Below are 19,294 nucleotides of genomic sequence, written 5' to 3' on the forward strand. Positions count from 1 at the left end.
AGCCTGTCTCGACCGATGGCAGTAACTTATGCATTGACGTCAACGACTGTGCGGCCCTGAACTTTCCCTGCAATGACGCGGGATGCGATATCAGGCACCTCAGCCAGCCCCACCACCGTCGTCGTCCGCGCAAGCTTCTCCAGATCGAGATCTCGCGCCAAGCGAGACCAGGCTTCGATGCGAACCGCTTGCGGCGCGTTGACGGAATCGATGCCGGCGAGCGTGACATTGCGCAGGATGAAGGGCAGGACGGTGGTGGGAAGATCAAGGCCCTGTGCGAGACCGCACGCCGTGACCACGCCGCGATACCGGGTCTGTGCCAAGACGTTCGCCAACGTATGGCTACCGACAGAGTCCACAGCACCGGCCCAGCGTTCGCTGGAGATCGGTTTGCCCGGTTCGGAAAGCGAGCCGCGGTCTATGACGTCGGCTGCACCGAGCTCTCGCAGATAGCCGGCTTCTTCCAGGCGGCCCGTGGAAGCGATGACGCGGTAACCTAGGTCGGAGAGAAGCGCAATCGCAATCGAGCCGACCCCGCCATTGGCGCCCGTGACGAGGATGTCTCCACCATCAGGCGTGATCCCGCCATGTTCGAGGGCCAGCACGGACAGCATGGCCGTATAACCGGCAGTGCCGATGGCCATGGCGTCCTTCGTCGAAAAGGGTTTCGGAATCTTGACGAGCCAATCACCGTTTAGTCGCGCTTTCTGCGCATAACCTCCATGATGTGTTTGGCTCAGCCCCCAGCTATTGGCGACGACCCGGTCACCGACCTCAATGCCAGGATAAGTGGACGCTTCCACCGTCCCGGCAAAATCAATTCCCGGGATCAGCGGAAACTGTTTGATGACGTCCACGCGACCGCTGAGAGCGCCTGCATCCTTGTAATTTACGGTCGAGTAATCGATCGTGACTGTGACGTCGCCCGGCATGAGGTCTTCTTCTTTGAAGTCGACCAGGTTTGCCGAAATCCTGCCATCGTCCCGAGTGGCCAGAAGTGCCTTGAATGTCATCCGTCTATCCTCCGATTATAGTTGTCGATGGCATGAGAAGGGTCAGCCGACCGTCCGATAACGCGCGGCGGCATGTTCCTGTCTGACGTTCGCCAGCATGGCTTGGCGCGCCGCCTCATAGGCGTCCCACTGCCCGGCATCAGGAAGCGGCGGGATCGTGATTGTTTCGCGGCGATCGAAGCCGACCAGCGCCGCGTCAACCAGTTCGTCGACCTCCATCACCCCCGACAGCGTGTTGACGTCGACTCCGGAATGTTCCCAGATTTCGGTGCGGGTCGCCGCCGGAAGCACCGCCTGGACATGGACGCCCTTGGCACCCAACTCGAGGGTCAGCCCTTGGGACAGAAACGTCACGAACGCCTTGGTCGCGCCATAGACCGACATGCCTAATTCCGGTGCCAACCCGACAACCGACGAAATGTTGACGATCGCACCTCCGCCAGTTTCGGCGAAACGTGGCGCAACAGCACTGGCCAGTCGCAGGACAGCGGTCACGTTCAGAGCAACGAGCCGAGCGATTTCATCGCTCTTCTGCTCAACGAAGGTTCCGGGAAGGTTTCCTCCGGCATTGTTGATGAGGATACCGATTCGAGCATCGTTGCGTAGCCGCGTCTCCACCGTAGCAAGGTCTTCAGGATTGGTGAGATCGGCTTGCAAGAGGTCGATTTCGACTCCCGTTTTCTCCCGAAGGCGAGCCGCCACTGCTTCCAGCCGCTTCTTGTTGCGGGCCACAAGGACGAGTGAATGCCCGCGACGGGCAAAACGATCCGCGTAGGTCGCGCCGATGCCACTCGACGCTCCTGTGATGAGGACTGTGGGAAGGTCAGTCACGATGCTGATCTCGCTCTAAAAGGCAGGGCAATAATCATGATGGCAATCATCATAGATCGCAAATATGATGATGATCATAAAAATGTCAACGGCATTGAAGAAAGCATCGGTGAGATTGCCCACGCGCGAGAAAGAGGTCGCCGCGATGCCGCACCGTGGTGGGCTCGCTTCCGATAAGCGCCGCTCAAGTTCACGTGTGGGCAGCGCGTTTGCGACGAGATTGACTATTAGAGAAGCTTGAGGTCCTTGAGCACAGGATTGCCGTGGTCGCTCAAGGCATCTCTAGAATGATCGCCAACTGAGGCATCTCGAATCGCCACGCTGCTGATGGCCAAGGATGCGGCACTCTACCTTTACCAGTCCTCAAGATCGGACAGTAGTACGACCGTGACCTCACCGGGACCTATGTCGGTTATGGTGCCCTTGTGGTCTGCAGGCTCGTTGGCACATGAGTTGGCAACCACCACGAACCATTGCTCTTTCGCATTTCGCGACCTATCATTGATGACAAACATCATGATTGAATCCCGGGGTGATCGCTTTCATGTCAACGGTGCTGGAGATTGCGACATGAAGATCAGTCGGGAACAGATGGCAGAAAATCGCCTGCGCATTTTGGATGCGGCCAGTCGCTTGTTCCGCGAAAAGGGGTTTGAAGCAGTTACCGTTGCCGAAGTCATGAACGCTGCTGGTCTCACCCATGGCGGCTTTTATGGCCACTTCAAATCCAAGGACGATCTGGTCGCCCAGGCGCTGACCCACACGCTTGAAGCGTCCGTAGATAGTGGCCTGGATCTCGGTGCGTATATCGACAGGTACCTCTCGCCTCGCCATCGCGACAATCCTGGAGGGGGATGCCTCACAGCCGGGCTTGTAGCCGAAACCCGCCATCAGGCTCCACAGATACGCGCGGCAATGACGCAAGGGTGCCGGGCTCAGATCGACAGGATTAGCAGGGCTTTTCCCGGGCAGACAGACGAGGAAAAGCGCCGCGCAGCAATCGGAAGCTGGGCCGCGATGGTAGGTGCAGTGATCCTGGCGCGCGCTATCGAGGATCCCGAGCTTTCAGATGAGGTGCTCAAGCAGACTCGCGCATGGATCGACGCAAGAACGATGCAAGCGTCCGAATAGCCCTAACTATGTGGTCTCACCTGGCCGCTATCTTGCGGAGCACGACGAGATTGCCAACGGACACCTGCACCGGTTCGTCGTTTTGGTTCAATGTAGTGGTTTGAAGCTTAATCATGCCCTGCTCTGGTTTCGACCTGGATGGGATAACCTCCCGTACTTCAGCCTCGATGCGTAATTCGTCATCCGGTCGTACTGGTCGTGGCCAGCGTAATTCGTCAAACCCGGCGCCTATGATCCCGCCGGCGGGTCGCAGATCACTTTCCAACAACAAACGCATGGTAATCGCAGCAGTATGCCAGCCGCTCGCTGCCAAGCCGCGAAAGAAGCTGCTTTTCGCCTCATCGTCGTCGAGATGAAACGGCTGAGGGTCGAACGTATTGGCGAAGCGTTTGATTTCGATTTCACCGATCCGCACGGGGCCGGCTCTGAAGATCTGGCCGACTGCGAAGTCTTCAAGATAGTGCGTCGTCATCGCAGGTTTTCTCTTTCATCTTAACGATTGGTCTACCTTGAGAAAATTGGTCCACGTCTAAAGAGAGCCCTATGGGCCGTTGAAACGCTTGGGGACGGTCGTCCGGGTGAGCGTTAGTTTTCAGCCATACTGGCCCCATGGAGCCAGAAAAATCTTTGCTCTGGCAGCGTACTCGGCCGGCGGCGTGTGGTCGAGAGCCGAGCGAGGGCGGCTCTCATTATAGAACGCTGCTCTGCAAGACCCATAATACCGACGAGCGGGAGGTTCTCTACCCTTTGCACCCTTGATTTGGGCGTCGGGTGTGCATCGTGGAGACGAACGAGCGGGCTGGACAAGTCCTTTCCCGCTGTCGCGCCCCCCTGAAACCGACGCAGGTTTCTCTTCGGACCGGAATCGGAGAGAAGACCATGCGCGCAAAGGACGACGGCATCCCCACGACGTGGCAAAATCGGCGCACCCTGCGTCCGGCCCCGCTCTGGAAGGAAATCCCCCAGCAGGCACGGAACGATCTACAGTCGATTATGCCCCGCCTGACCCTCGATCACGTGCAGGCGCGCGCGCCCAGTCGCCTCGCTTCGTGGTGTACGGTTCCCGGCAGTATCTTCGCTCATAACCCGCTGCCATCAGCATATGAAACCGATTAATAGCAGGACTCATAGAAACTCTGTTCGGAATTCCTCTCCGAACATTATGCAGACTGCGCCGATCATAAGGCAGCTTCCTAAAAGAAAAGTCAGCCTCATCCGTTCGTGACAGCCGAGACTGGTGCGTAGGTAATATATTCTGTTCCGACATTGGAGGCGAAAGCCACGCCCATGACGAACGCGCAGGCGATCAGCCCAATCTTCTGGCACGGCCATGTCAGGGCGGTGGGGGCGCCGCACGTTAAGTCTTACAACGTCCCCGACGCACCTTCTTTATCGCGCTGCAACTATGCGTACGCCTGCTCCTTTCTCGGCTTCACGTTCGACTGCGTCGTTGACGCGGTATCCAGGCGGCCTCCTGATGTGAACGACGCTAAGACTGCCCTGTCCTCCATCCAAGAGCGTGGCAATTTCCAGCGAGACCCGCTCCGCAGCCACGACGAGCGCCGCATCGAGATGGATATAGTTCTGCGTTACTCCGCGCGCCGCGTGACCGAGAAGTCCCGCGATCGTTAGTTCCGAGAAACCCAGATCTCCCGCGACGCTTGCGAAGGTATGGCGCAGCACATGGGGCGTGACACCCTCCAGCTTGGCCTTGGCGCAAACCCTCGATAAGACCCGTACGACACCAATGAAATGGCAGGTTCCGATATCGGCGGGAAAGACGAAGCGGGACGGCGAGCCAGTCGTTTGGGCTTCAATGCACTCGATCGCCGCCTCGCCGACGACACGGACCTGTTCGCCGCTCTTGGTATCTGGGAAATAGACGCAGTGGTCGGTTCTGCTGACCCACTCGGCCTGTAGCCCCAGCACTTCCATTCGGCGAAACCCGGTCAGAAGCATAAGGCGTATGGCGGCCAGAGCGGTCGGGTGCTCGCCATTCTGCGCGACTTCCCTCATCGTCGCCCCGAGACGCCCGATTTCGGCTGCTCCGAGCCGCCGCTTGCGTTTCGCGACGGCGAGTTGCCGAACGCCCGTCGCGGGGTTGGTTTCGATAATATTATGGCGTGCCGCATGGCCGAGAAGCGCCCGGAAAGTGCTGATCGTGCGGCTTGCGACGCCGGCGCCTCCCTTGGATCGTCCTCCACGCCCCTTCTTTTTGGCAGTTTTGACAGATTTTCCCTTCGCGATGTCAGCTTGCATCGTTTCGATGTCGCCCAGTTTCAGACCACTGATCAGTCGGGAACCAATCAGCGGCTTGATGTGGGTGGCAATTCGACTCCGGTCCATCTGCAGGCTCGACGCCTTGATTGGCCTCCTGTTGCGACCAAGAATCGTGCCGACCTCTGCGGCTTCCAGATACCAGTCGCAGATCTCGGACACGGTCATGCCGGCCCGGACGGCCTGGCGCTCGGCCGACGGGTCTTTGCCCTGCGCGACTTCGGTCAGTCGTTGCCGCGCCATGTCGCGTGCGATTTCGACCGTCAGCACACCGTAAGGGCCCAGGACCAATCGCCGCGTCCGGTTTTCCGCGTTCCGATATTGGATCAGAAAGGCCTTCGACCCTGAAGGTTTTACCCGGACGCCGAAGCCGCGAAGCTCTCCGTCCCAAATGAAGGCTTCAGACTTCGCATTGGACTTTAACGCATCGACATTACGCTTTGTAAGCTTTGCCATTTTCTTCAGCTCCGTTTCGATATCGTTCCTCGTTTGCTTCCCCGGCTCCTGCGGCGGCGGCCGGGGAAGCAGGGGGGAAGCAAATGGGCGCGTTTCGAAGGGTAGGAGCAGGATAGAAAAGGGATGGACCGGTGCAACAAAAACCGTTATATCTAAGTGCCTTATAGGGCGGCAGGATAGCAAAACATGCTGTGGCGTAGTTTGCCTTATCGGGTTGCCAAGGTTGGGGTCGTGGGTTCGAATCCCATCGCCCGCTCCAGATTTCTACAAGAAATCAGTCGGTTAAAGCGGCCCTTCGGGGCCGTTTTTTGTTTGCGCGGCCGGTTTTCTCCGGCGATGTAAACCCCCTTGTACGCATCAGAATCGTAGAGCCGGACACGCCGCGTGTTGGCGGATGTGCGTCGTTTCAAACGCCGCCGTTTCCGGGCGCCGACGCTGCCGGTCAGGCAGAAGCGGCTGCTTAAGACCGCGCCGATCCCTTGCGTGGTCCGCGACGTCGCGTCCCAAGGAACCGGGCGGGGTCGTAAGGCGCGGCCTCGGGGACGGTGTCGCCGCCGACCATCCGCCCGATCAGTTCCGCGGTCCATGGCGCGCTGACCAGCCCCAGATGCCCATGGCCCGTGGCGTAGAACACGCCCCGCGTCGAGGGCGAGGGGCCGATGACAGGCAGGCAGTCCGGTGTCGACGGCCGGTTGCCCATCCAGTGCCGGACCGTGGAGAAGCCCCCGATTTTCACGAGAGGCAGGCCGTCGCGCAGGCTATCGAGCAGGATACGAGCCCGCCGCCAATCCGGCGCTGCCCCGTCGGGTGCGAATTCCACCTGCCCGGCGGCACGCATGCCTCCTTTCATCGGGGTGATGCCGAATTTGAGGTCCGACATCATGACGGGAACGGGCGGTGCGTCCGCCAGGCCGGGAACCTGGACATGATAGCCGCGCTCGCTCACCAGCGGCACGGAATCCCCCAACATGGCCCCCAGAGCGCGAGAGCCCATCCCGGCTGCGACGACGACGCTGTCGCAGGCCACGACCCGGCCCGCCGTGCTGACGCCGCGCACCTGTCCGGCCTCCATCACGAAGCCATCGACATGCCCGTCGGCGAAGCGCACGCCCTGTTCGCGTGCCAGTGTGGCCAGGGCCGCCACATAGCCCCCCGGATCGGCGCAATGGGCACCATCGGAAATCTGCGCCGCGAAACCATATCGCGGCCCCAGGCCGGGGCAGGCCGCTTCCAGCGCCGCACGGTCAAGTGTCTGCCAGCGTACGCCGTTTTCGCGCCGGAGCTGCCAGCCGAACGCATCGGCCTCATAGGCGGCCTCATCCGGATAGACAATCAGCAGCCCCTTGCGCTGGATCAGTTCGGGAACGCCCGCTTCTGCCGCCAGTGCCGCGTGCCGATCCGGCGCGTCGGCCAGGAATGGCCGCAGGGCCGACGCGATGGCGCGGGCGCGGGCACGGGTGGCGCCACAGGCGACAAAGCGCAGCAGCCACAGCCAGATATGCAGCAGGGACGAGGGGCGCAGGCGCAACGGGCCCTGGGCATCCAGCAGGTAGCCGGGCAGCTTCTTCCACATGCCGGGCATGGAAATCGGCACGACGGACCCCGGACTCAGCCACCCGGCATTGCCATAGCTCGCGGCATTTTCCGATCCCGGCGCGTCGGTGGACAGAAGGGTGACGTCATGCCCCAGGCGACGCAGGCGCAGCGCAATCGTCACGCCCACGGCTCCCGCGCCGATGACGACGAGCCGCGCGCCATGCGCGGGCGGAGCAGCCATCAGGCTTTTCCCATATGGAAATGTTTCAGGAATGTCCGGGTCCGTTCTTCCCGCGGGTCCTCGATGACCTGCCGTGCCGGACCCGATTCCACGATATGTCCGTCCGCCATGAAGACGACGGTATCGGCCACGTCCCGCGCGTAGGACATTTCATGCGTGACCACGATCTGGGTCATGCCCGTCCGCGCCAGGTCGCGCATCACGCTCAGGATCTCGGCCACGCGTTGCGGGTCGAGCGCGGATGTCGCCTCGTCGAACAGCATGACCTTCGGTTCCATCGCCAGGGCGCGGGCAATCGCCACGCGCTGCTTCTGGCCGCCGGAAAGACGCTCGGGCATGGTGTCGGCAAAACTCTCCATCCCCATGCGCTCCAGCAGCGGCCGGGCGATCCGCTCGGCCGCGTCGCGCGACTGGCCCCGCACGAAACGCGGGCCCGACATCACGTTTTCCAGGACCGTCAGGTGCGGAAACAGGTTGAAGGACTGGAAGACCATGCCGGCTTCGGCACGGAATGCCGCCATGGAATTCGTGCGGTGGCGCGATGCCCCGGCGCCAAACCGCATCGTATGGCTGTCGATCGTGACCGACCCGGAATCGGGGGTTTCCAGGAGATTGACGCAGCGGAGCAGCGTGGATTTTCCCGATCCGCTGGGGCCGATCAGGGCAAGCACATTGCCCTTCGGGACCCCCAGCGAGATATCCTTGAGCACCTCGCGCCTGCCGAAACGCTTGGACAGGTTCACGATGTCGATCATCAGCGGTTCCCTAGCCATGACGCCGACGCTCCAGCAGCCGCGCGCCCTGCGTCATCGGAAACAGGATCAGGAAATAGATGATGGCGATCGTGGTATAGACCTCCAGCGGCTTGTAGGTGGCGGAGGAGACCATCTGCCCCTGATAGACGAGGTCGGGAACGGTCACGACCGAGATCAGCGACGTGTTCTTCAATTGCAGCACCACCTGGCTGACGAGCGGGGCGGTCATGCGCCGCAGGGCCTGCGGCATGATGATCCGGCGCATCATCGTGAAGGGCGTCATGCCCAGTGCGGCGGCGGCGTCCCACTGGCCGCGGTCGATCGAATCCAGTCCCGCGCGAAAGATTTCGCTGTAGAACGCCGCGCCGTACAGCGACAGCGCCAGCAGCGCCGCCGTGGCGGGCGACAGGCTCAGCCCCAGCACGACCGGCAGCGCATAGTAGCACCATACCAGTTGCACCAGCGCCGGCGTGCAGCGGAAGATTTCGACGACCGCGCCGGCGGGGATGGAGAGGATCTTCCAGCCGCTGCGCCGCGCCAGCGTCAGCAGCAGGCCCGCGGCCATGCCGATGATCGCGCTGGCAAGGGTGAAGCTCAACGTATATTCAAGGCCGATCCTGAAAAGAGACCAGTATTGAAGGATCGGGCCGAAATCCCATTGATAGGTCATGATGCGGACAGCATCCGCATCAGAATTCCAGGCCGGGTGGCAGCGATGCCGGGTCGACATTGCTGGCCCGCAGCGCCTTGAACATCCATTCCTGCACGATGCCCTCCGAACGGTTGTAGAGAAGCCAGTTATTGACGAAGGTCAGGAAACGCGGGTCGGGCGAGACGGGCACGCCGATACAGGTCGGCTGATGCACCACGGGCTGCGGCAGGATCAGGTCCCCCACCGCCGGATTGCGCGCATGCATCACGGCCGCGATCACCACCACCTGCACCACGCAGTCCGCGCGTCCGGCCTGAAGCGCCATGATCGCGTCGGTCGGGGACTGGACCGCCACGGGGGTGCAGTGGGGCAGCTGGCGCCGGACGAAGATATCGTGCGACGATCCCGTATCGAAAGCGACGCGGATCTCGGGTTTGTCCAGATCGTCCCACTTCGCGACCGAAAGGCCTTTTTTCGCAATCACCGTGAAGGCATTGCTGATGGCGATGTCGCTGAACTGGATCTGCAGCGCCCGCGCGGGCGTGGGGCTCAGGGCGAACATGACGTCGATCTTGCCGGTCTGGAGGTCCATGACCGACGTTCCCCATTCGGCTTCGATGATATCGGGCGCAACCCCCAGGGCCGCGGCCATGTCCTTGACCATGTCGACGCACGCGCCGCTCCAGCCGCCCCCCAGAATATCCTTGTGAAAAAAGGGTTCTGCTCCCGGAATGGCCGCGGTGCGAAGCTTGCCCGAGGCCTTGATGCGCTCGATCGTTCCTCCGGCTTCCTGCGCCCGTGCCGGGCGTATACCCGAAAGGGATGTCGCGGCCGCGACGCCGCCCAGGGCCAGGATTGATGCAAAGGCTCGACGTGTTGTCACTCTAGGACCTCCCCCGCCGCCATCAGGCGAACCGTTTACAACGCATATCGAGTTTAGGGGGGCGGGCGGCACCGTAAAGCCGAAATCGCCCCCTGTCGCCAGACGGTCTGATTCTTCAGGGGGGTGTCGGTTCCTCGACGAACCTGTCCAGCGCCGCGCCGGCGATCCGCCCGGTTCGGAATGTTTGACGCAATTTCAGAACAGGCCGCGATAGTCGCCCCCGTCCACCAGCAGGCTCTGGGCGGTGATGAAGCCTGCCTTGTGCGAGCAGAAAAAGGCGACCGCCGCCGCAATTTCCTCGACATCGCCGAACCGTTTCGCCGGGTTGGCTGCAGCGCGCTCCGCCCAGATGCTGTCATAGCTGCGCCCCGTCATGCGCGACAGGTCCTGGACATGGGCATGCTGTGCCGCCGAATCGATGATGCCCGGCAGAACATTGTTGATCGTGACGTTCCGCGCGACCAACTGCCGCGCCAGACCCGACGAAAAGGCCACCAGCCCCGATCGCGCGGCATTGGAAAGGCCCATCTCGGCCTGAGGATTCTTCACGCTGCGCGAGACGATGTTGACGATGCGGCCGAAACCGCGCGCGCTCATGCCGTCCACTGCAAGGCGGATCATGTCGATCGGGGCCAGCATCATCATGTCCACGCCCGCGATCCAGTGCGCCCGGTCCCACTCGCGGAAATCGCCTGGCGGCATGCCGCCGCCATTATTCACCAGAATGTCGGGTTGTGGACAGGCGGCGAAGATCCGCTGCCGGTCCTCATCCCGGGTCAGGTCCGCAGCCACGGCCACCGCGTCGCGTCCGGTCTGCGCGCGCACCAGCGACAAGGTTTCCTCAAGCGCCGCACGGTCGCGCGCCACCAGCGTAACCGCTGCACCCTCGGCCGCCAGCGTCACGGCGATCGCCCGGCCCATGCCGCGGCTGGCCCCGCACACGATCGCGTGGCGCCCCTCCAGTCCCAGATCCACGTCCTGGCTCCCCTCGGAAAATTACGGCCCGACACGGCCGCGACATGGCATTCGTGCGGGAAATGCCGGCACAGCGCGATATCATCGGCCATATCTTTCCGTTTTAATTTCAGCCTGGCAAGGAGCGCGCGCAGGACCTCGCCCAGTGCGGAAGTCATAGGATTCTGATCAAGATAGTTCAGATCATGCTCTTTGCGAATGAATGACAGGTTCGGGCCCCAGTCTGGGCGAACCGCTACTGCATTCGGCCCTGCGCCGCCTGTCGGACCGTTGGCGCAGGGTGTCTGGCCAGATCCACTGAGGACCATGATCGGATGATGAAACGCATACGTTCTGGCGCTTCGAAACAAGAGGCGAGGCCTCTCGAATCATGTGGCAGATTGAACTGGCGTGGGAAACAAAGCCCTTATATATAACAGGCTTATAGGAAGCAGGATGGAACGAGATGCTGGTGGCGATGAAAATTACCGCCCCGATCGCAGAACACATCAACCGGGGCCTCTGCGCATGACTTCCGTGAAACAGGACGAGGCGATGGTCAACGCCTTCGACCCCGGCCGCCTGGCGGACTGCGATGCCGAGACGCGCGGCATGATCGAGCGGCGCCTGCGCCTGCTCGGCCCGGCCTATCGCCTGTTCTACGAAAATCCGCTGCGCATCGAACGGGGGCGCGGCACATTCCTCTACGACCAGAATGGCGAGGAATATCTCGACGCCTACAATAATGTCGCCAGCGTCGGACATGCGCATCCACGTGTCGCGGAGGCGATCGCGGCACAGGCTGCGCGTCTGTGTACGCACACGCGCTACGTGCAGGAACCCATCTTGCGCTATGCGGAGCGGATTCTGCCGAGCTTCGGCGGAACGCTGGCCGATGACGGCCACATCATGTTCACCTGCACCGGTTCGGAAGCCAATGACCTGGCGCTGCGCATCGCGCAGCACCATACGGGCCGGAACGGAATCATCATCACGTCCGAGGCCTATCACGGAAATTCCAGCCTCACGGCCGGGCTTTCACCATCGCTCGGGCGCCGCGCGCCACTGGGTCAATGGGTCCGGCAGGTCCCCACCCCCGATTCCTATCGCCTTCCGCGTGACACGATGGTGTCCTGGTTTCTCGACTACGTGGCGCGCCAGATCGACGATCTGGAACGGCACGGAAACGGGCTCGCCGCGTTCATCTGCGATTCCATCTTCTCTTCAGACGGAATCTACGACAACCCGGCCGATCTGCTGGCACCGGTGGCCGAACTCGTGCGGAGCCGGGGCGGGGTCTTCATCGCCGACGAGGTTCAGGCCGGATTCGGCCGGACCGGCCAAGGATTCTGGGGCTATCGCCGCCATGGCGTCGATCCCGACATGGTGACGATGGGCAAGCCGATGGGCAATGGCTTTCCCATCGCGGCTCTTGCCGTCCGCTCCGACATCGTCGCCGGTTTCGGACGCGACATGCGCTATTTCAATACGTTCGGTGGCAATTCGGTCGCGATCGCCGCCGCCCAGGCCACGCTCGACATCCTGCGGGACGACGCCCTGCCCGAACATGCGGATCGCGTCGGGGACTATATCCGCGCCGGCTTTGTCGCATTGCAGAAACGATTCCCGGTCATCGGCGATATTCGCGGTGCCGGCCTGTATGTCGGGGTGGAGATGGTCAAGGACCCGGCGAGCAAGGCGCCGGACGGCGTGCTGGCGGCACGCATCGTCAACGGACTCAGAAACCGGCGCGTCCTGATCTCGGCAACGGGACTTCACGCCAATACGCTCAAGATCCGGCCGCCGCTGGTGTTCACCACGGGCGATGCGGATCGGCTGCTGCACCATGCCGAAGCGCTGCTCGAGGAATTGGCGGGATAAGAAATCCGGCGAAGGTCGCGGCCGCTATCGTCGGCAAGCTCACGCGCCGCCCGGCCGCGTATTCGCCATCCCGGCTCCATCCGCCTCGGGCGCTTCTTCCGGCAGGCGTTCGGCCAGCAACGCGCGGCGCTCGCCAAGCCAGGTGCTGTCCAGAAGGTGATCCCGGCGCGGAAACCGCGTATTCGGATGGATCAGCACGCTGAGGCTCCGGTGATTGAGCATCAGCCACGGCACCAGGGTCGCAAACAGCACGGTCTCGAAGGCGATCTGGTACATCGGCAGCGTGTGCGGCCCGACCGGCACTTCATGCCAGCGGCCCAGCCGCACGGCGAAACGGTCGGCGATGGCGGTGCGCAGGCGTTCGGCCTCCGCGCGCTCCTCCGCGCCGTCGAAATAGACATGGGCATGGTAGCTGGCAATCGTCTCGACCGGTCGGATCGGCTCGGGCATCGGGGTCATCTGGCCTTCCACTGGTCGGTCCGTTCGGGACGGGCCTCGGACAGTGCCTTTTTCACGCCGGCAATGTCCAGATCGGTGGCATAGACCGGCGTGCCGGGCTGCTGCCGCCAGGATTCGTCCAGCCCGCCGGCATCCACCGCGTCGAAGCCGAGATCATGCACCAGGTCCATCACGATCCCCTTGGCGATGGGGTCGTCACCCGCGACGGGCAGGGCGATGCGCCCCGGCGTTCCCGGCGGCTTGCCGTTCTCCAGAAGATGCAGGAAATAGATATTGTTGAACGCCTTGATCACCGGATGCCCGATCGTCCGCGCCACCCAGCGGCTCTCCGGCAGGCCGGCCTCGATCGCCGCGATCATGCCGTCCCGCTGCTGCGGGTCATAGTTCCCGGTATCGACCACCGGCAATGCGGGCGGCACGTCCGCGAACAGATCGTGGGGCAGATGCGGGACGTTCTTCTCCGGAATCGTCAGCACGACCAGATCGACGCCCTTCACCGCCTCGCGTGGCGTCACGGCGGCGGCCCCGGTTTCCGCCGCCAGGTCGCCCAGCGTCTCGGGGCCACGGGAATTGGCCACCAGAACGGTATAGCCCAGCGCCGTCAGGCGCCGGGCCAGGGTGCCGCCGATATGGCCGGCGCCGATAATGCCGATTTTCATAGGCGTCTCCCCGGGCTGGCACCCTGCCGCTTCCCTGGAGCTATGAACGCGCCGGGGCCGGGGCAAGGGCCACGGCCGGATTGACGCCGCGTTCACGAAAGATCGTCTTCTTCCGGAGAAAAGGCAGCAGGAAAGACAGTGTTTCCCTGCGGCCCATCGCATCCGCGTGAACGACCGGGTCATGCTCGCCGGTTGCCCGCGCCACGTCGCTTTCCGAACATTTTGTAATTCGCCATGCGGGATCGCGTCTGGATTTCGCCACAACTGGCCAACATGATCCCGACACCTGCAGGAGGAGAGCCAAGTGAAGACAAGACTGATTGCGGCCCTGGTCATGAGCTGCGCGATCGTGGGCGCCTCCGGCGCCTACGCGGATCCGTACGGCCCCGGCTATGACCGTGGCGGCCCGAACAATCAGGGCGACAATCGCGGCCATGGCGGCGGGCCTGGCTATGACCGTGGCGGCCCGAACGGCCAGGGCGACAATCGCGGCCATGGCGGCGGGCCTGACTATGACCGTGGCGGCCCGAACGGCCAGGGCGACAATCGCGGCCATGGCGGCGGGCCTGGCTATGACCGTGGCGGCCCGAACAATCAGGGCGACAATCGCGGTTTTGGCGGCGGACCTGGCTATGACCGTGGCCGGCCCGCCAATTATGGCGACAATCGCGGCCGTGGACCCGGCGGGCCCGGCTACGACCGTGGCGGCCCGTGGAATGGCGGCGGCCGCGTCTGGAGACGCGGCGATCGCTATGACGGCCCCCGCTCGGGCATGTGGGCAGTGCAGGACTGGCGGCGCTATCGTGGCCTCTACGCCCCGCCGCCGGGCTATTACTGGGTCCAGTACGGCAACCAGTTCCTGCTCACGGCCGTGGCCACGGGCATCATCGCCAGCGTGATCGCCAGTGCCTACGGCGCAGGGCCCATGGGGCCCGGGCCTTACTGAAGCGGCGCGGCGGACGCCTCTACCAGGGGCCCGTCAGCATGTCCGCATGGGCATGACCAGAGCCTGACCGCAAATGCACGCTGGTGGCGATCCGACGCGCGTTTTCTGCGCTTCGCTGCTCACGGCCATAGAGGCCGCTGCGCTGCGATGCTCGAAAACGCACGCCGGCCGCGGCCCTGTCGGGCCGCTCTCGCTCACCAGCCCACATTTGCGGTCAGGCTCTGACATCCTCCATGGGGCGGGCCGCCGCGTGCCCGGGCAGGATCGCCTCCAGCGCGGCGCCCCAGCCCAGCACCTGCTCGTCGGCAAAACGGCGGCCGACGATCTGCAGCCCGACCGGCAACCCGTCCGCGGCACGGCCGGCGGGCAGCGACAGGGCGGGCAATTGCGGCAGCAGATTGAACGGGCAGGTCATGTCCAGCCCTCCGAAGCGGCCATCCGGCCGCGCGCGATCATTGCCACCACCGCCGGGTCCACCCGGGCACCGCAGGCGGCCACATCGTCGCCGAAATAGGCCGACATGAACACGCACCACAGGTCGAACCACTGGTCGTTGACCGCCCGCGTCCAGCCCATGGCCACCTCGTCGATGATGGCGCCCGCGCGGCGCAGCAGCTCGGCAGCCTGCCGGACCAGCGATACGACCTGCGGCTGGACCGCGTAATAGCCAAGGTCGAGCGACAGCGCGAAGCGCCGGCCCCGCAGGCTGCCGGTCCGTGCCGCCGCGCAGTCGAAGCCGATCGGCAGCGAAGCAATATCCTCGTCGCTGCCGCCCGCCGTCACCTCCATGAAGGAAATTGCGTCGGCCACGGTGCGGGCCAGCGGGCCGAAATGGGAAATATTGTCGAACTGGCTGGGCAGGATGGTCATCGGAATCCGGCCCAGGCTGGGCTTGAAGCCGACAACGCCGCAGAACGCGGCGGGAATGCGGACCGATCCACCCATGTCGGTGCCCTCGGCAAACGGCACCACGCCCGTTGCCACAGTCACCGCCGACCCGCCGGACGATCCGCCCGGGCTGCGGGTAAAGCTGGAATAGGCGAATTCCGGCGTCGTCGTCTTTCCGATCGGGATCGCGCCCGCCGCCTGCAGGCGGCGGATACATAGCGCGGTCTCCTCCTCCGGCCGCCAATCGGGTCGCATCCACGAGCCCAGCGTCGTCAGGTCGCCTTCGGTGGGGGGCAGGTCCTTGGCCACGAACGGCACGCCATGCAATGGCCCGGTGAATGCCCCCTCGGCTACCGCCGCATCGGCCCGGCGGGCGGCCTCCATCGCCTGCCCGGCACGGATCAGCGTAAAGGGATTCAGCCTGGCCTGCGCGATCTCCGCGCGCCGGATCGATTCCGCGACCACCGATTGCGCGCTGAAACGGGCGGTGCGAATGCCGTCGGCGATCTCCCGCGCGGTCAGGTCCAGCGGATGGGTCATGACGGCATGCCGGCTGGCGCACCCGCTTGCCGGCGGGGGGCGGGGCTGCTCCCCTGCGCGGGGCGGCAGAAAGGGGGGCGCGGCGTTTCATGGATTCGGTATCCGGACCGCCCACCGGCGATCCGCCCTTCGCCGCCTGGAACACGGCCGTCGCCATCGCCGCCGACGCGATCGGCACGTGCCTGTTCCCAGGCAGCCTGCTGGCGGCGCTGCGGCTGCTGGCGCCGGCGCAGATGATGAACGGGTTTTTCTATACGCCCGACGGCAGGGCGTTCGACCTGTATAATGAAAGTCTGGCCGCCGACCGCGCGCTGATCGTCGATCGCTATCTGGCCGGCGCCTTCGTGCTGGACCCGTTCCACACCGCCGTCATGGCAGACGGGCGCCCCCGCATGATCGCGATGGACGCCTGCGCGCCCGACAATTTCACGCAGACCGAATATTACCGCCTGCATTACGCCCCAACACGGATCGTCGATGAACTCGGCTTCGTCATTCCGCTGGCCGATCGGTGTGTCGGCGTGCTGTCGCTGTCCCGGCTCACCCCGCGCGAGGTCGAGATCGTCACCCTGATCCTGAAGGGCCATTCCACCCCGTCGCTGGCGGCGGTGCTGAGGTGTGCGCCCAATACGGTCAAGGTCCATCGCCGGCGGATCTACGCCAAGCTGGCCATTTCCAGCCAGGCCGAACTGTTCCGTCTGTTCTGGCGGTAAGGGCGGCCTCATCCGGCACGGTCCCGGTCGACAGGCATGCCGGGCGGTGCATGGCGAAAGCCGCGTGTCTGCCAGCCCAGCCAGAGGACGCCCAGCACCAGCCATCCCAGGCCCAGCATCCGTGCATGGCGGTCGAGGTGCCAGAGCAGAAACACGTCGCATAGCGTCCCCGACGCGGGTACGACGACGCACCCCAGCACCCCCAGCGCGCGCATGCGCCGGTCGCCCTTCAGATATAGCGCGATCACCGAGAGATTGACGGCGACAAATCCCAGAAAGGCACCGAAATTGATGAAGGAGGCGGAGGTCGCGACATCCATCGCCAGCGCGCCGAGCCCGATGGTGCCGACCAGGAGCAGATTGGACGCGGGCGTCAGCCAGCGCGGATGCAGCCTGCCGAAGAGGGCAGGCAGGACCCGATCCCGGCCCATGGCGTAGAGCAGGCGGCCCACGCTGGTCTGCGCGGCAAGGCCCGAGGTGAATTGCGCGACCGCGAGCGTGATCAGGAAGACGGTCACGAAGACGTCGCTGCCGATGGCCCGGGCGATTTCGACGCCAGCCGCATCGGCCGAGGCGAAATCGGCCCCCGGATGGGCCAGTTGCGCCATATAGGCCAGGCCGAACAGCACGACGGACCAGAGGCCGAGCCTGCGGTCGAGTTTCACAGTGTTCACCGCGCCCTCCCTGCCACCGCAGCATGGCGCAGGCCCCCGGCGGGTGGCCATAATCCCAAGGGAGTATGCCGCCAGAGGGCGACAGGGCGCAGCCAGGACGCTGCAATGTGCGGGCCGGCCTGTCAGATACGATAAAATCACGATAAATGATTGTGTGAATAATATTTACCTGACAGATCGCATAAACTCTGATCAAACTACCACGCGTGTCGATACGTAAGGAAGGAACGGCGCCCATGTCAGGGACTCTCATCCGGACCGCATCCCCCGTGGCAGAGCGGGGGCGCGGGCGGCCTGTCTGGCGTCCGGCGCTGGGCGTGCTGACGCGTTATGCCTCCCCGGTCCTGCTGGTGCTGCTCTGGCAGGCGGCGTGTTCGGCGGGGCTTCTGTCCACGCGGCTGGTGGCCTCGCCCGTGCAGATCGTCGCGACCGGCTGGGCGCTGACCAGGGACGGCACGTTGCAGACCAATCTGCTGGTGTCGCTGGCACGCGCCGGCGCCGGGCTGGGCATCGCCTTCGTCGCGGGGGTCGGTTTGGCCCTGGTCTCGGGCCTGTCGCGCCTGGGCGAGGATATCGTGGACGCACCGATGCAGATCCTGCGCACCCTGCCGGCGCTGGCGCTGGTGCCGCTGTTCATCCTCTGGTTCGGAATCGGCGAGACGCCCAAGGTCGCGCTCGTGGCACTCGGATCCAGCTTTCCCATCTATCTCAACCTGCACAAGGGCATCCGGTCCATCGACCCGAAGCTGCTGGAAATGGCGCGCACGCTCGGCCTCTCGCGGGCCCGTACCATCCGCGACGTCATCCTGCCCGGCGCGCTGCCGGATCTGCTGGTGGGGCTGCGCTTCGCCGTCGGCATCTCATGGCTGATGCTCGTGGTGGCCGAGCAGGTGAACGCCGATAGCGGAATCGGCCACATGATGATGGATGCCGAGGATTTCCTGCGCACCGACATCATTCTCGTGGGCCTTGCCATCTATGGGCTGCTCGGCCTCGCCTCCGACCAGATCGTGCGGTTTCTCGAAACCGCGCTCCTGTCCTGGCGCCCGTCCCATCGCGCCGCGAGGTCGGCATGAACGCGGTCGCCCCGCTCACGCAGGGGGCGGCCGTGGTGGTGCAGGGCCTGACCCGCCGGTTCGGCGACGGCCCGGCGGTGCTCGACCGTCTCGACCTTGCCATAGCACCCGGCGAGTTCGTCGCCCTCCTCGGCCACAGCGGCTCGGGAAAATCGACCCTGTTGCGCACGCTCGCGGGGCTCGATCCGGTGACGGAAGGGTCGGTGACCCGCCCGCGCGACGTCTCGGTCGTGTTTCAGGAAAGTCGGCTGCTGCCCTGGAAACGCGTCTGGCAGAACATCGTGCTGGGCCAGGACGGCGCAAACCGGCGCGATCGCGCGGCTTCGGTGCTGGAAGAGGTCGGGCTCGGCCATCGGGTCGATGCGTGGCCGCTGACCCTTTCGGGGGGCGAGGCCCAGCGCGCGGCGCTGGCCCGCGCGCTGGTCCGCGAACCCGCGTTCCTGATGCTGGACGAGCCCTTCGCCGCGCTGGATGCGCTGACGCGCCTGAAAATGCAGCGACTGGTCTCGGATCTGTGGACCCGCCATCGCTGTTCGGTCCTGCTGGTCACGCACGATGTCGACGAGGCCTTGCTGCTGGCGGACCGCGCGGTGGTTCTGGAACGCGGCCGCATCCGCACAAACCTGCCGATACCGATGGAGCGTCCCCGCCGCCACGCCGATCCCCGCTTCGAGCATCTGCGCGGCGTCCTGCTGGAATCGCTTGGCGTGCACGACGATTGATGCACAC

21 protein-coding genes are annotated in these 19,294 nt (G+C 64.2%); 7 read left to right on the top strand and 14 right to left on the bottom strand.

The features are described from left to right. Window positions 1-26 precede the first annotated feature (26 nt). Together acuI and HLH29_RS05700 are read right to left on the bottom strand one after the other, a co-directional pair. On the bottom strand, window positions 27-1,013 hold the full coding sequence (gene acuI, locus HLH29_RS05695; protein WP_182964985.1) for an acrylyl-CoA reductase (NADPH): 987 nt from the start codon (window positions 1,011-1,013) through the stop codon (window positions 27-29). A gap of 42 nt (window positions 1,014-1,055) precedes the next feature. Further along, on the bottom strand, window positions 1,056-1,844 hold the full coding sequence (locus tag HLH29_RS05700; protein ID WP_182964986.1) for an SDR family NAD(P)-dependent oxidoreductase: 789 nt from the start codon (window positions 1,842-1,844) through the stop codon (window positions 1,056-1,058). A 36-nt stretch (window positions 1,845-1,880) separates the two neighbouring features. Between HLH29_RS05700 and HLH29_RS05705 the strand changes: the two genes are divergently transcribed. Then, window positions 1,881-2,021 carry a hypothetical protein gene (locus HLH29_RS05705; protein ID WP_182964987.1) on the top strand — a complete coding sequence of 47 codons (141 nt, stop codon included), beginning with the start codon at window positions 1,881-1,883 and terminating at the stop codon, window positions 2,019-2,021. 339 nt (window positions 2,022-2,360) lie between these two features. Next, entirely contained in the window at window positions 2,361-2,975 is a 615-nt protein-coding gene (locus HLH29_RS05710; protein WP_246373836.1) for a TetR/AcrR family transcriptional regulator, read from the top strand. Between the two features lie 16 nt (window positions 2,976-2,991). Here HLH29_RS05710 and HLH29_RS05715 read toward each other — a convergent pair whose 3' ends face one another. The 7 genes from HLH29_RS05715 to HLH29_RS05745 form a co-directional block, all read right to left on the bottom strand. Then, complete coding sequence (locus tag HLH29_RS05715; protein WP_182964988.1) at window positions 2,992-3,447, bottom strand: MaoC family dehydratase; 456 nt, start codon at window positions 3,445-3,447, stop codon at window positions 2,992-2,994. Between the two features lie 917 nt (window positions 3,448-4,364). After that, entirely contained in the window at window positions 4,365-5,708 is a 1,344-nt protein-coding gene (locus HLH29_RS05720) for a tyrosine-type recombinase/integrase (RefSeq protein WP_182964989.1), read from the bottom strand. Window positions 5,709-6,168: 460 nt separating this feature from the next. Further along, window positions 6,169-7,485: an NAD(P)/FAD-dependent oxidoreductase gene (locus tag HLH29_RS05725; RefSeq protein ID WP_182964990.1), complete on the bottom strand. Its 1,317-nt coding sequence runs from the start codon at window positions 7,483-7,485 to the stop codon at window positions 6,169-6,171. After that, window positions 7,485-8,240: an amino acid ABC transporter ATP-binding protein gene (locus tag HLH29_RS05730; RefSeq protein WP_182964991.1), complete on the bottom strand. Its 756-nt coding sequence runs from the start codon at window positions 8,238-8,240 to the stop codon at window positions 7,485-7,487. The genes HLH29_RS05725 and HLH29_RS05730 overlap by 1 nt, the downstream gene beginning before the upstream one ends. A gap of 10 nt (window positions 8,241-8,250) precedes the next feature. Next, window positions 8,251-8,910 carry an amino acid ABC transporter permease gene (locus HLH29_RS05735; RefSeq protein WP_182964992.1) on the bottom strand — a complete coding sequence of 220 codons (660 nt, stop codon included), beginning with the start codon at window positions 8,908-8,910 and terminating at the stop codon, window positions 8,251-8,253. A 19-nt stretch (window positions 8,911-8,929) separates the two neighbouring features. Continuing rightward, window positions 8,930-9,775: a transporter substrate-binding domain-containing protein gene (locus HLH29_RS05740; RefSeq protein WP_182964993.1), complete on the bottom strand. Its 846-nt coding sequence runs from the start codon at window positions 9,773-9,775 to the stop codon at window positions 8,930-8,932. 195 nt (window positions 9,776-9,970) lie between these two features. After that, entirely contained in the window at window positions 9,971-10,750 is a 780-nt protein-coding gene (locus HLH29_RS05745) for an SDR family oxidoreductase (RefSeq protein ID WP_182964994.1), read from the bottom strand. 507 nt (window positions 10,751-11,257) lie between these two features. Between HLH29_RS05745 and HLH29_RS05750 the strand changes: the two genes are divergently transcribed. Then, a complete protein-coding gene (locus tag HLH29_RS05750; RefSeq protein WP_220791380.1) occupies window positions 11,258-12,610 on the top strand; it encodes an aspartate aminotransferase family protein in 1,353 nt (450 codons plus the stop codon). 39 nt (window positions 12,611-12,649) lie between these two features. Here the strand turns inward: HLH29_RS05750 and HLH29_RS05755 are convergent, their stop codons facing one another. Both HLH29_RS05755 and HLH29_RS05760 read right to left on the bottom strand, forming a co-directional pair. Continuing rightward, window positions 12,650-13,069, bottom strand: a complete 420-nt coding sequence (locus HLH29_RS05755) for a DOPA 4,5-dioxygenase family protein (protein ID WP_182964995.1) — start codon at window positions 13,067-13,069, stop codon at window positions 12,650-12,652. Continuing rightward, complete coding sequence (locus HLH29_RS05760) at window positions 13,066-13,728, bottom strand: NADPH-dependent F420 reductase (protein WP_182964996.1); 663 nt, start codon at window positions 13,726-13,728, stop codon at window positions 13,066-13,068. Before HLH29_RS05760 ends, HLH29_RS05755 begins: the two co-directional genes overlap by 4 nt. 304 nt (window positions 13,729-14,032) lie before the next feature. On the opposite strand from HLH29_RS05760, the gene HLH29_RS19965 reads away from it, so the two are divergent. After that, on the top strand, window positions 14,033-14,674 hold the full coding sequence (locus HLH29_RS19965) for an RcnB family protein (protein WP_338030180.1): 642 nt from the start codon (window positions 14,033-14,035) through the stop codon (window positions 14,672-14,674). Between the two features lie 214 nt (window positions 14,675-14,888). Here HLH29_RS19965 and HLH29_RS19420 read toward each other — a convergent pair whose 3' ends face one another. Next, window positions 14,889-15,089, bottom strand: a complete 201-nt coding sequence (locus tag HLH29_RS19420) for an amidase family protein (protein WP_220791381.1) — start codon at window positions 15,087-15,089, stop codon at window positions 14,889-14,891. Beyond that, a complete protein-coding gene (locus HLH29_RS05770) occupies window positions 15,086-16,102 on the bottom strand; it encodes an amidase (protein ID WP_220791382.1) in 1,017 nt (338 codons plus the stop codon). The genes HLH29_RS19420 and HLH29_RS05770 overlap by 4 nt, the downstream gene beginning before the upstream one ends. A gap of 89 nt (window positions 16,103-16,191) precedes the next feature. Between HLH29_RS05770 and HLH29_RS05775 the strand changes: the two genes are divergently transcribed. Continuing rightward, a complete protein-coding gene (locus HLH29_RS05775; protein WP_182964997.1) occupies window positions 16,192-16,815 on the top strand; it encodes a helix-turn-helix transcriptional regulator in 624 nt (207 codons plus the stop codon). 8 nt (window positions 16,816-16,823) lie between these two features. On the opposite strand, the gene HLH29_RS05780 is transcribed toward HLH29_RS05775, so the two are convergent. After that, window positions 16,824-17,489, bottom strand: coding sequence for an APC family permease (locus tag HLH29_RS05780; RefSeq protein WP_220791383.1), 666 nt, complete (start codon window positions 17,487-17,489; stop codon window positions 16,824-16,826). Between the two features lie 236 nt (window positions 17,490-17,725). Between HLH29_RS05780 and HLH29_RS05785 the strand changes: the two genes are divergently transcribed. Then, window positions 17,726-18,565, top strand: coding sequence for an ABC transporter permease (locus tag HLH29_RS05785; RefSeq protein ID WP_182964999.1), 840 nt, complete (start codon window positions 17,726-17,728; stop codon window positions 18,563-18,565). Continuing rightward, window positions 18,562-19,287 (top strand): ABC transporter ATP-binding protein, encoded by a 726-nt coding sequence (locus tag HLH29_RS05790; protein ID WP_182965000.1) that lies wholly within the window; start codon window positions 18,562-18,564, stop codon window positions 19,285-19,287. The genes HLH29_RS05785 and HLH29_RS05790 overlap by 4 nt, the downstream gene beginning before the upstream one ends. Window positions 19,288-19,294 lie beyond the last annotated feature (7 nt).

The organism is Gluconacetobacter tumulicola (assembly GCF_014174215.1).
Taxonomy (GTDB): Bacteria; Pseudomonadota; Alphaproteobacteria; order Acetobacterales; family Acetobacteraceae; genus Gluconacetobacter; species Gluconacetobacter tumulicola.

Excerpts from the sequence above, each read along its gene's own strand:
- HLH29_RS05785 (WP_182964999.1), top strand. The coding sequence starts at position 17,726 with ATGTCAGGGACTCTCATCCGGACCGCATCCCCCGTGGCAGAGCGGGGG.
- HLH29_RS05775 (WP_182964997.1), top strand. The coding sequence starts at position 16,192 with ATGGATTCGGTATCCGGACCGCCCACCGGCGATCCGCCCTTCGCCGCC.
- HLH29_RS05710 (WP_246373836.1), top strand. The coding sequence starts at position 2,361 with ATGATTGAATCCCGGGGTGATCGCTTTCATGTCAACGGTGCTGGAGAT.
- HLH29_RS05705 (WP_182964987.1), top strand. The coding sequence starts at position 1,881 with ATGATGGCAATCATCATAGATCGCAAATATGATGATGATCATAAAAAT.
- HLH29_RS05730 (WP_182964991.1), bottom strand. The coding sequence starts at position 8,240 with ATGATCGACATCGTGAACCTGTCCAAGCGTTTCGGCAGGCGCGAGGTG.
- HLH29_RS05735 (WP_182964992.1), bottom strand. The coding sequence starts at position 8,910 with ATGACCTATCAATGGGATTTCGGCCCGATCCTTCAATACTGGTCTCTT.
- HLH29_RS05760 (WP_182964996.1), bottom strand. The coding sequence starts at position 13,728 with ATGAAAATCGGCATTATCGGCGCCGGCCATATCGGCGGCACCCTGGCC.
- HLH29_RS05720 (WP_182964989.1), bottom strand. The coding sequence starts at position 5,708 with ATGGCAAAGCTTACAAAGCGTAATGTCGATGCGTTAAAGTCCAATGCG.
- HLH29_RS05790 (WP_182965000.1), top strand. The coding sequence starts at position 18,562 with ATGAACGCGGTCGCCCCGCTCACGCAGGGGGCGGCCGTGGTGGTGCAG.
- HLH29_RS05715 (WP_182964988.1), bottom strand. The coding sequence starts at position 3,447 with ATGACGACGCACTATCTTGAAGACTTCGCAGTCGGCCAGATCTTCAGA.
- HLH29_RS05755 (WP_182964995.1), bottom strand. The coding sequence starts at position 13,069 with ATGACCCCGATGCCCGAGCCGATCCGACCGGTCGAGACGATTGCCAGC.
- HLH29_RS05770 (WP_220791382.1), bottom strand. The coding sequence starts at position 16,102 with ATGACCCATCCGCTGGACCTGACCGCGCGGGAGATCGCCGACGGCATT.
- HLH29_RS05750 (WP_220791380.1), top strand. The coding sequence starts at position 11,258 with ATGACTTCCGTGAAACAGGACGAGGCGATGGTCAACGCCTTCGACCCC.
- acuI (WP_182964985.1), bottom strand. The coding sequence starts at position 1,013 with ATGACATTCAAGGCACTTCTGGCCACTCGGGACGATGGCAGGATTTCG.
- HLH29_RS05725 (WP_182964990.1), bottom strand. The coding sequence starts at position 7,485 with ATGGCTGCTCCGCCCGCGCATGGCGCGCGGCTCGTCGTCATCGGCGCG.
- HLH29_RS19420 (WP_220791381.1), bottom strand. The coding sequence starts at position 15,089 with ATGACCTGCCCGTTCAATCTGCTGCCGCAATTGCCCGCCCTGTCGCTG.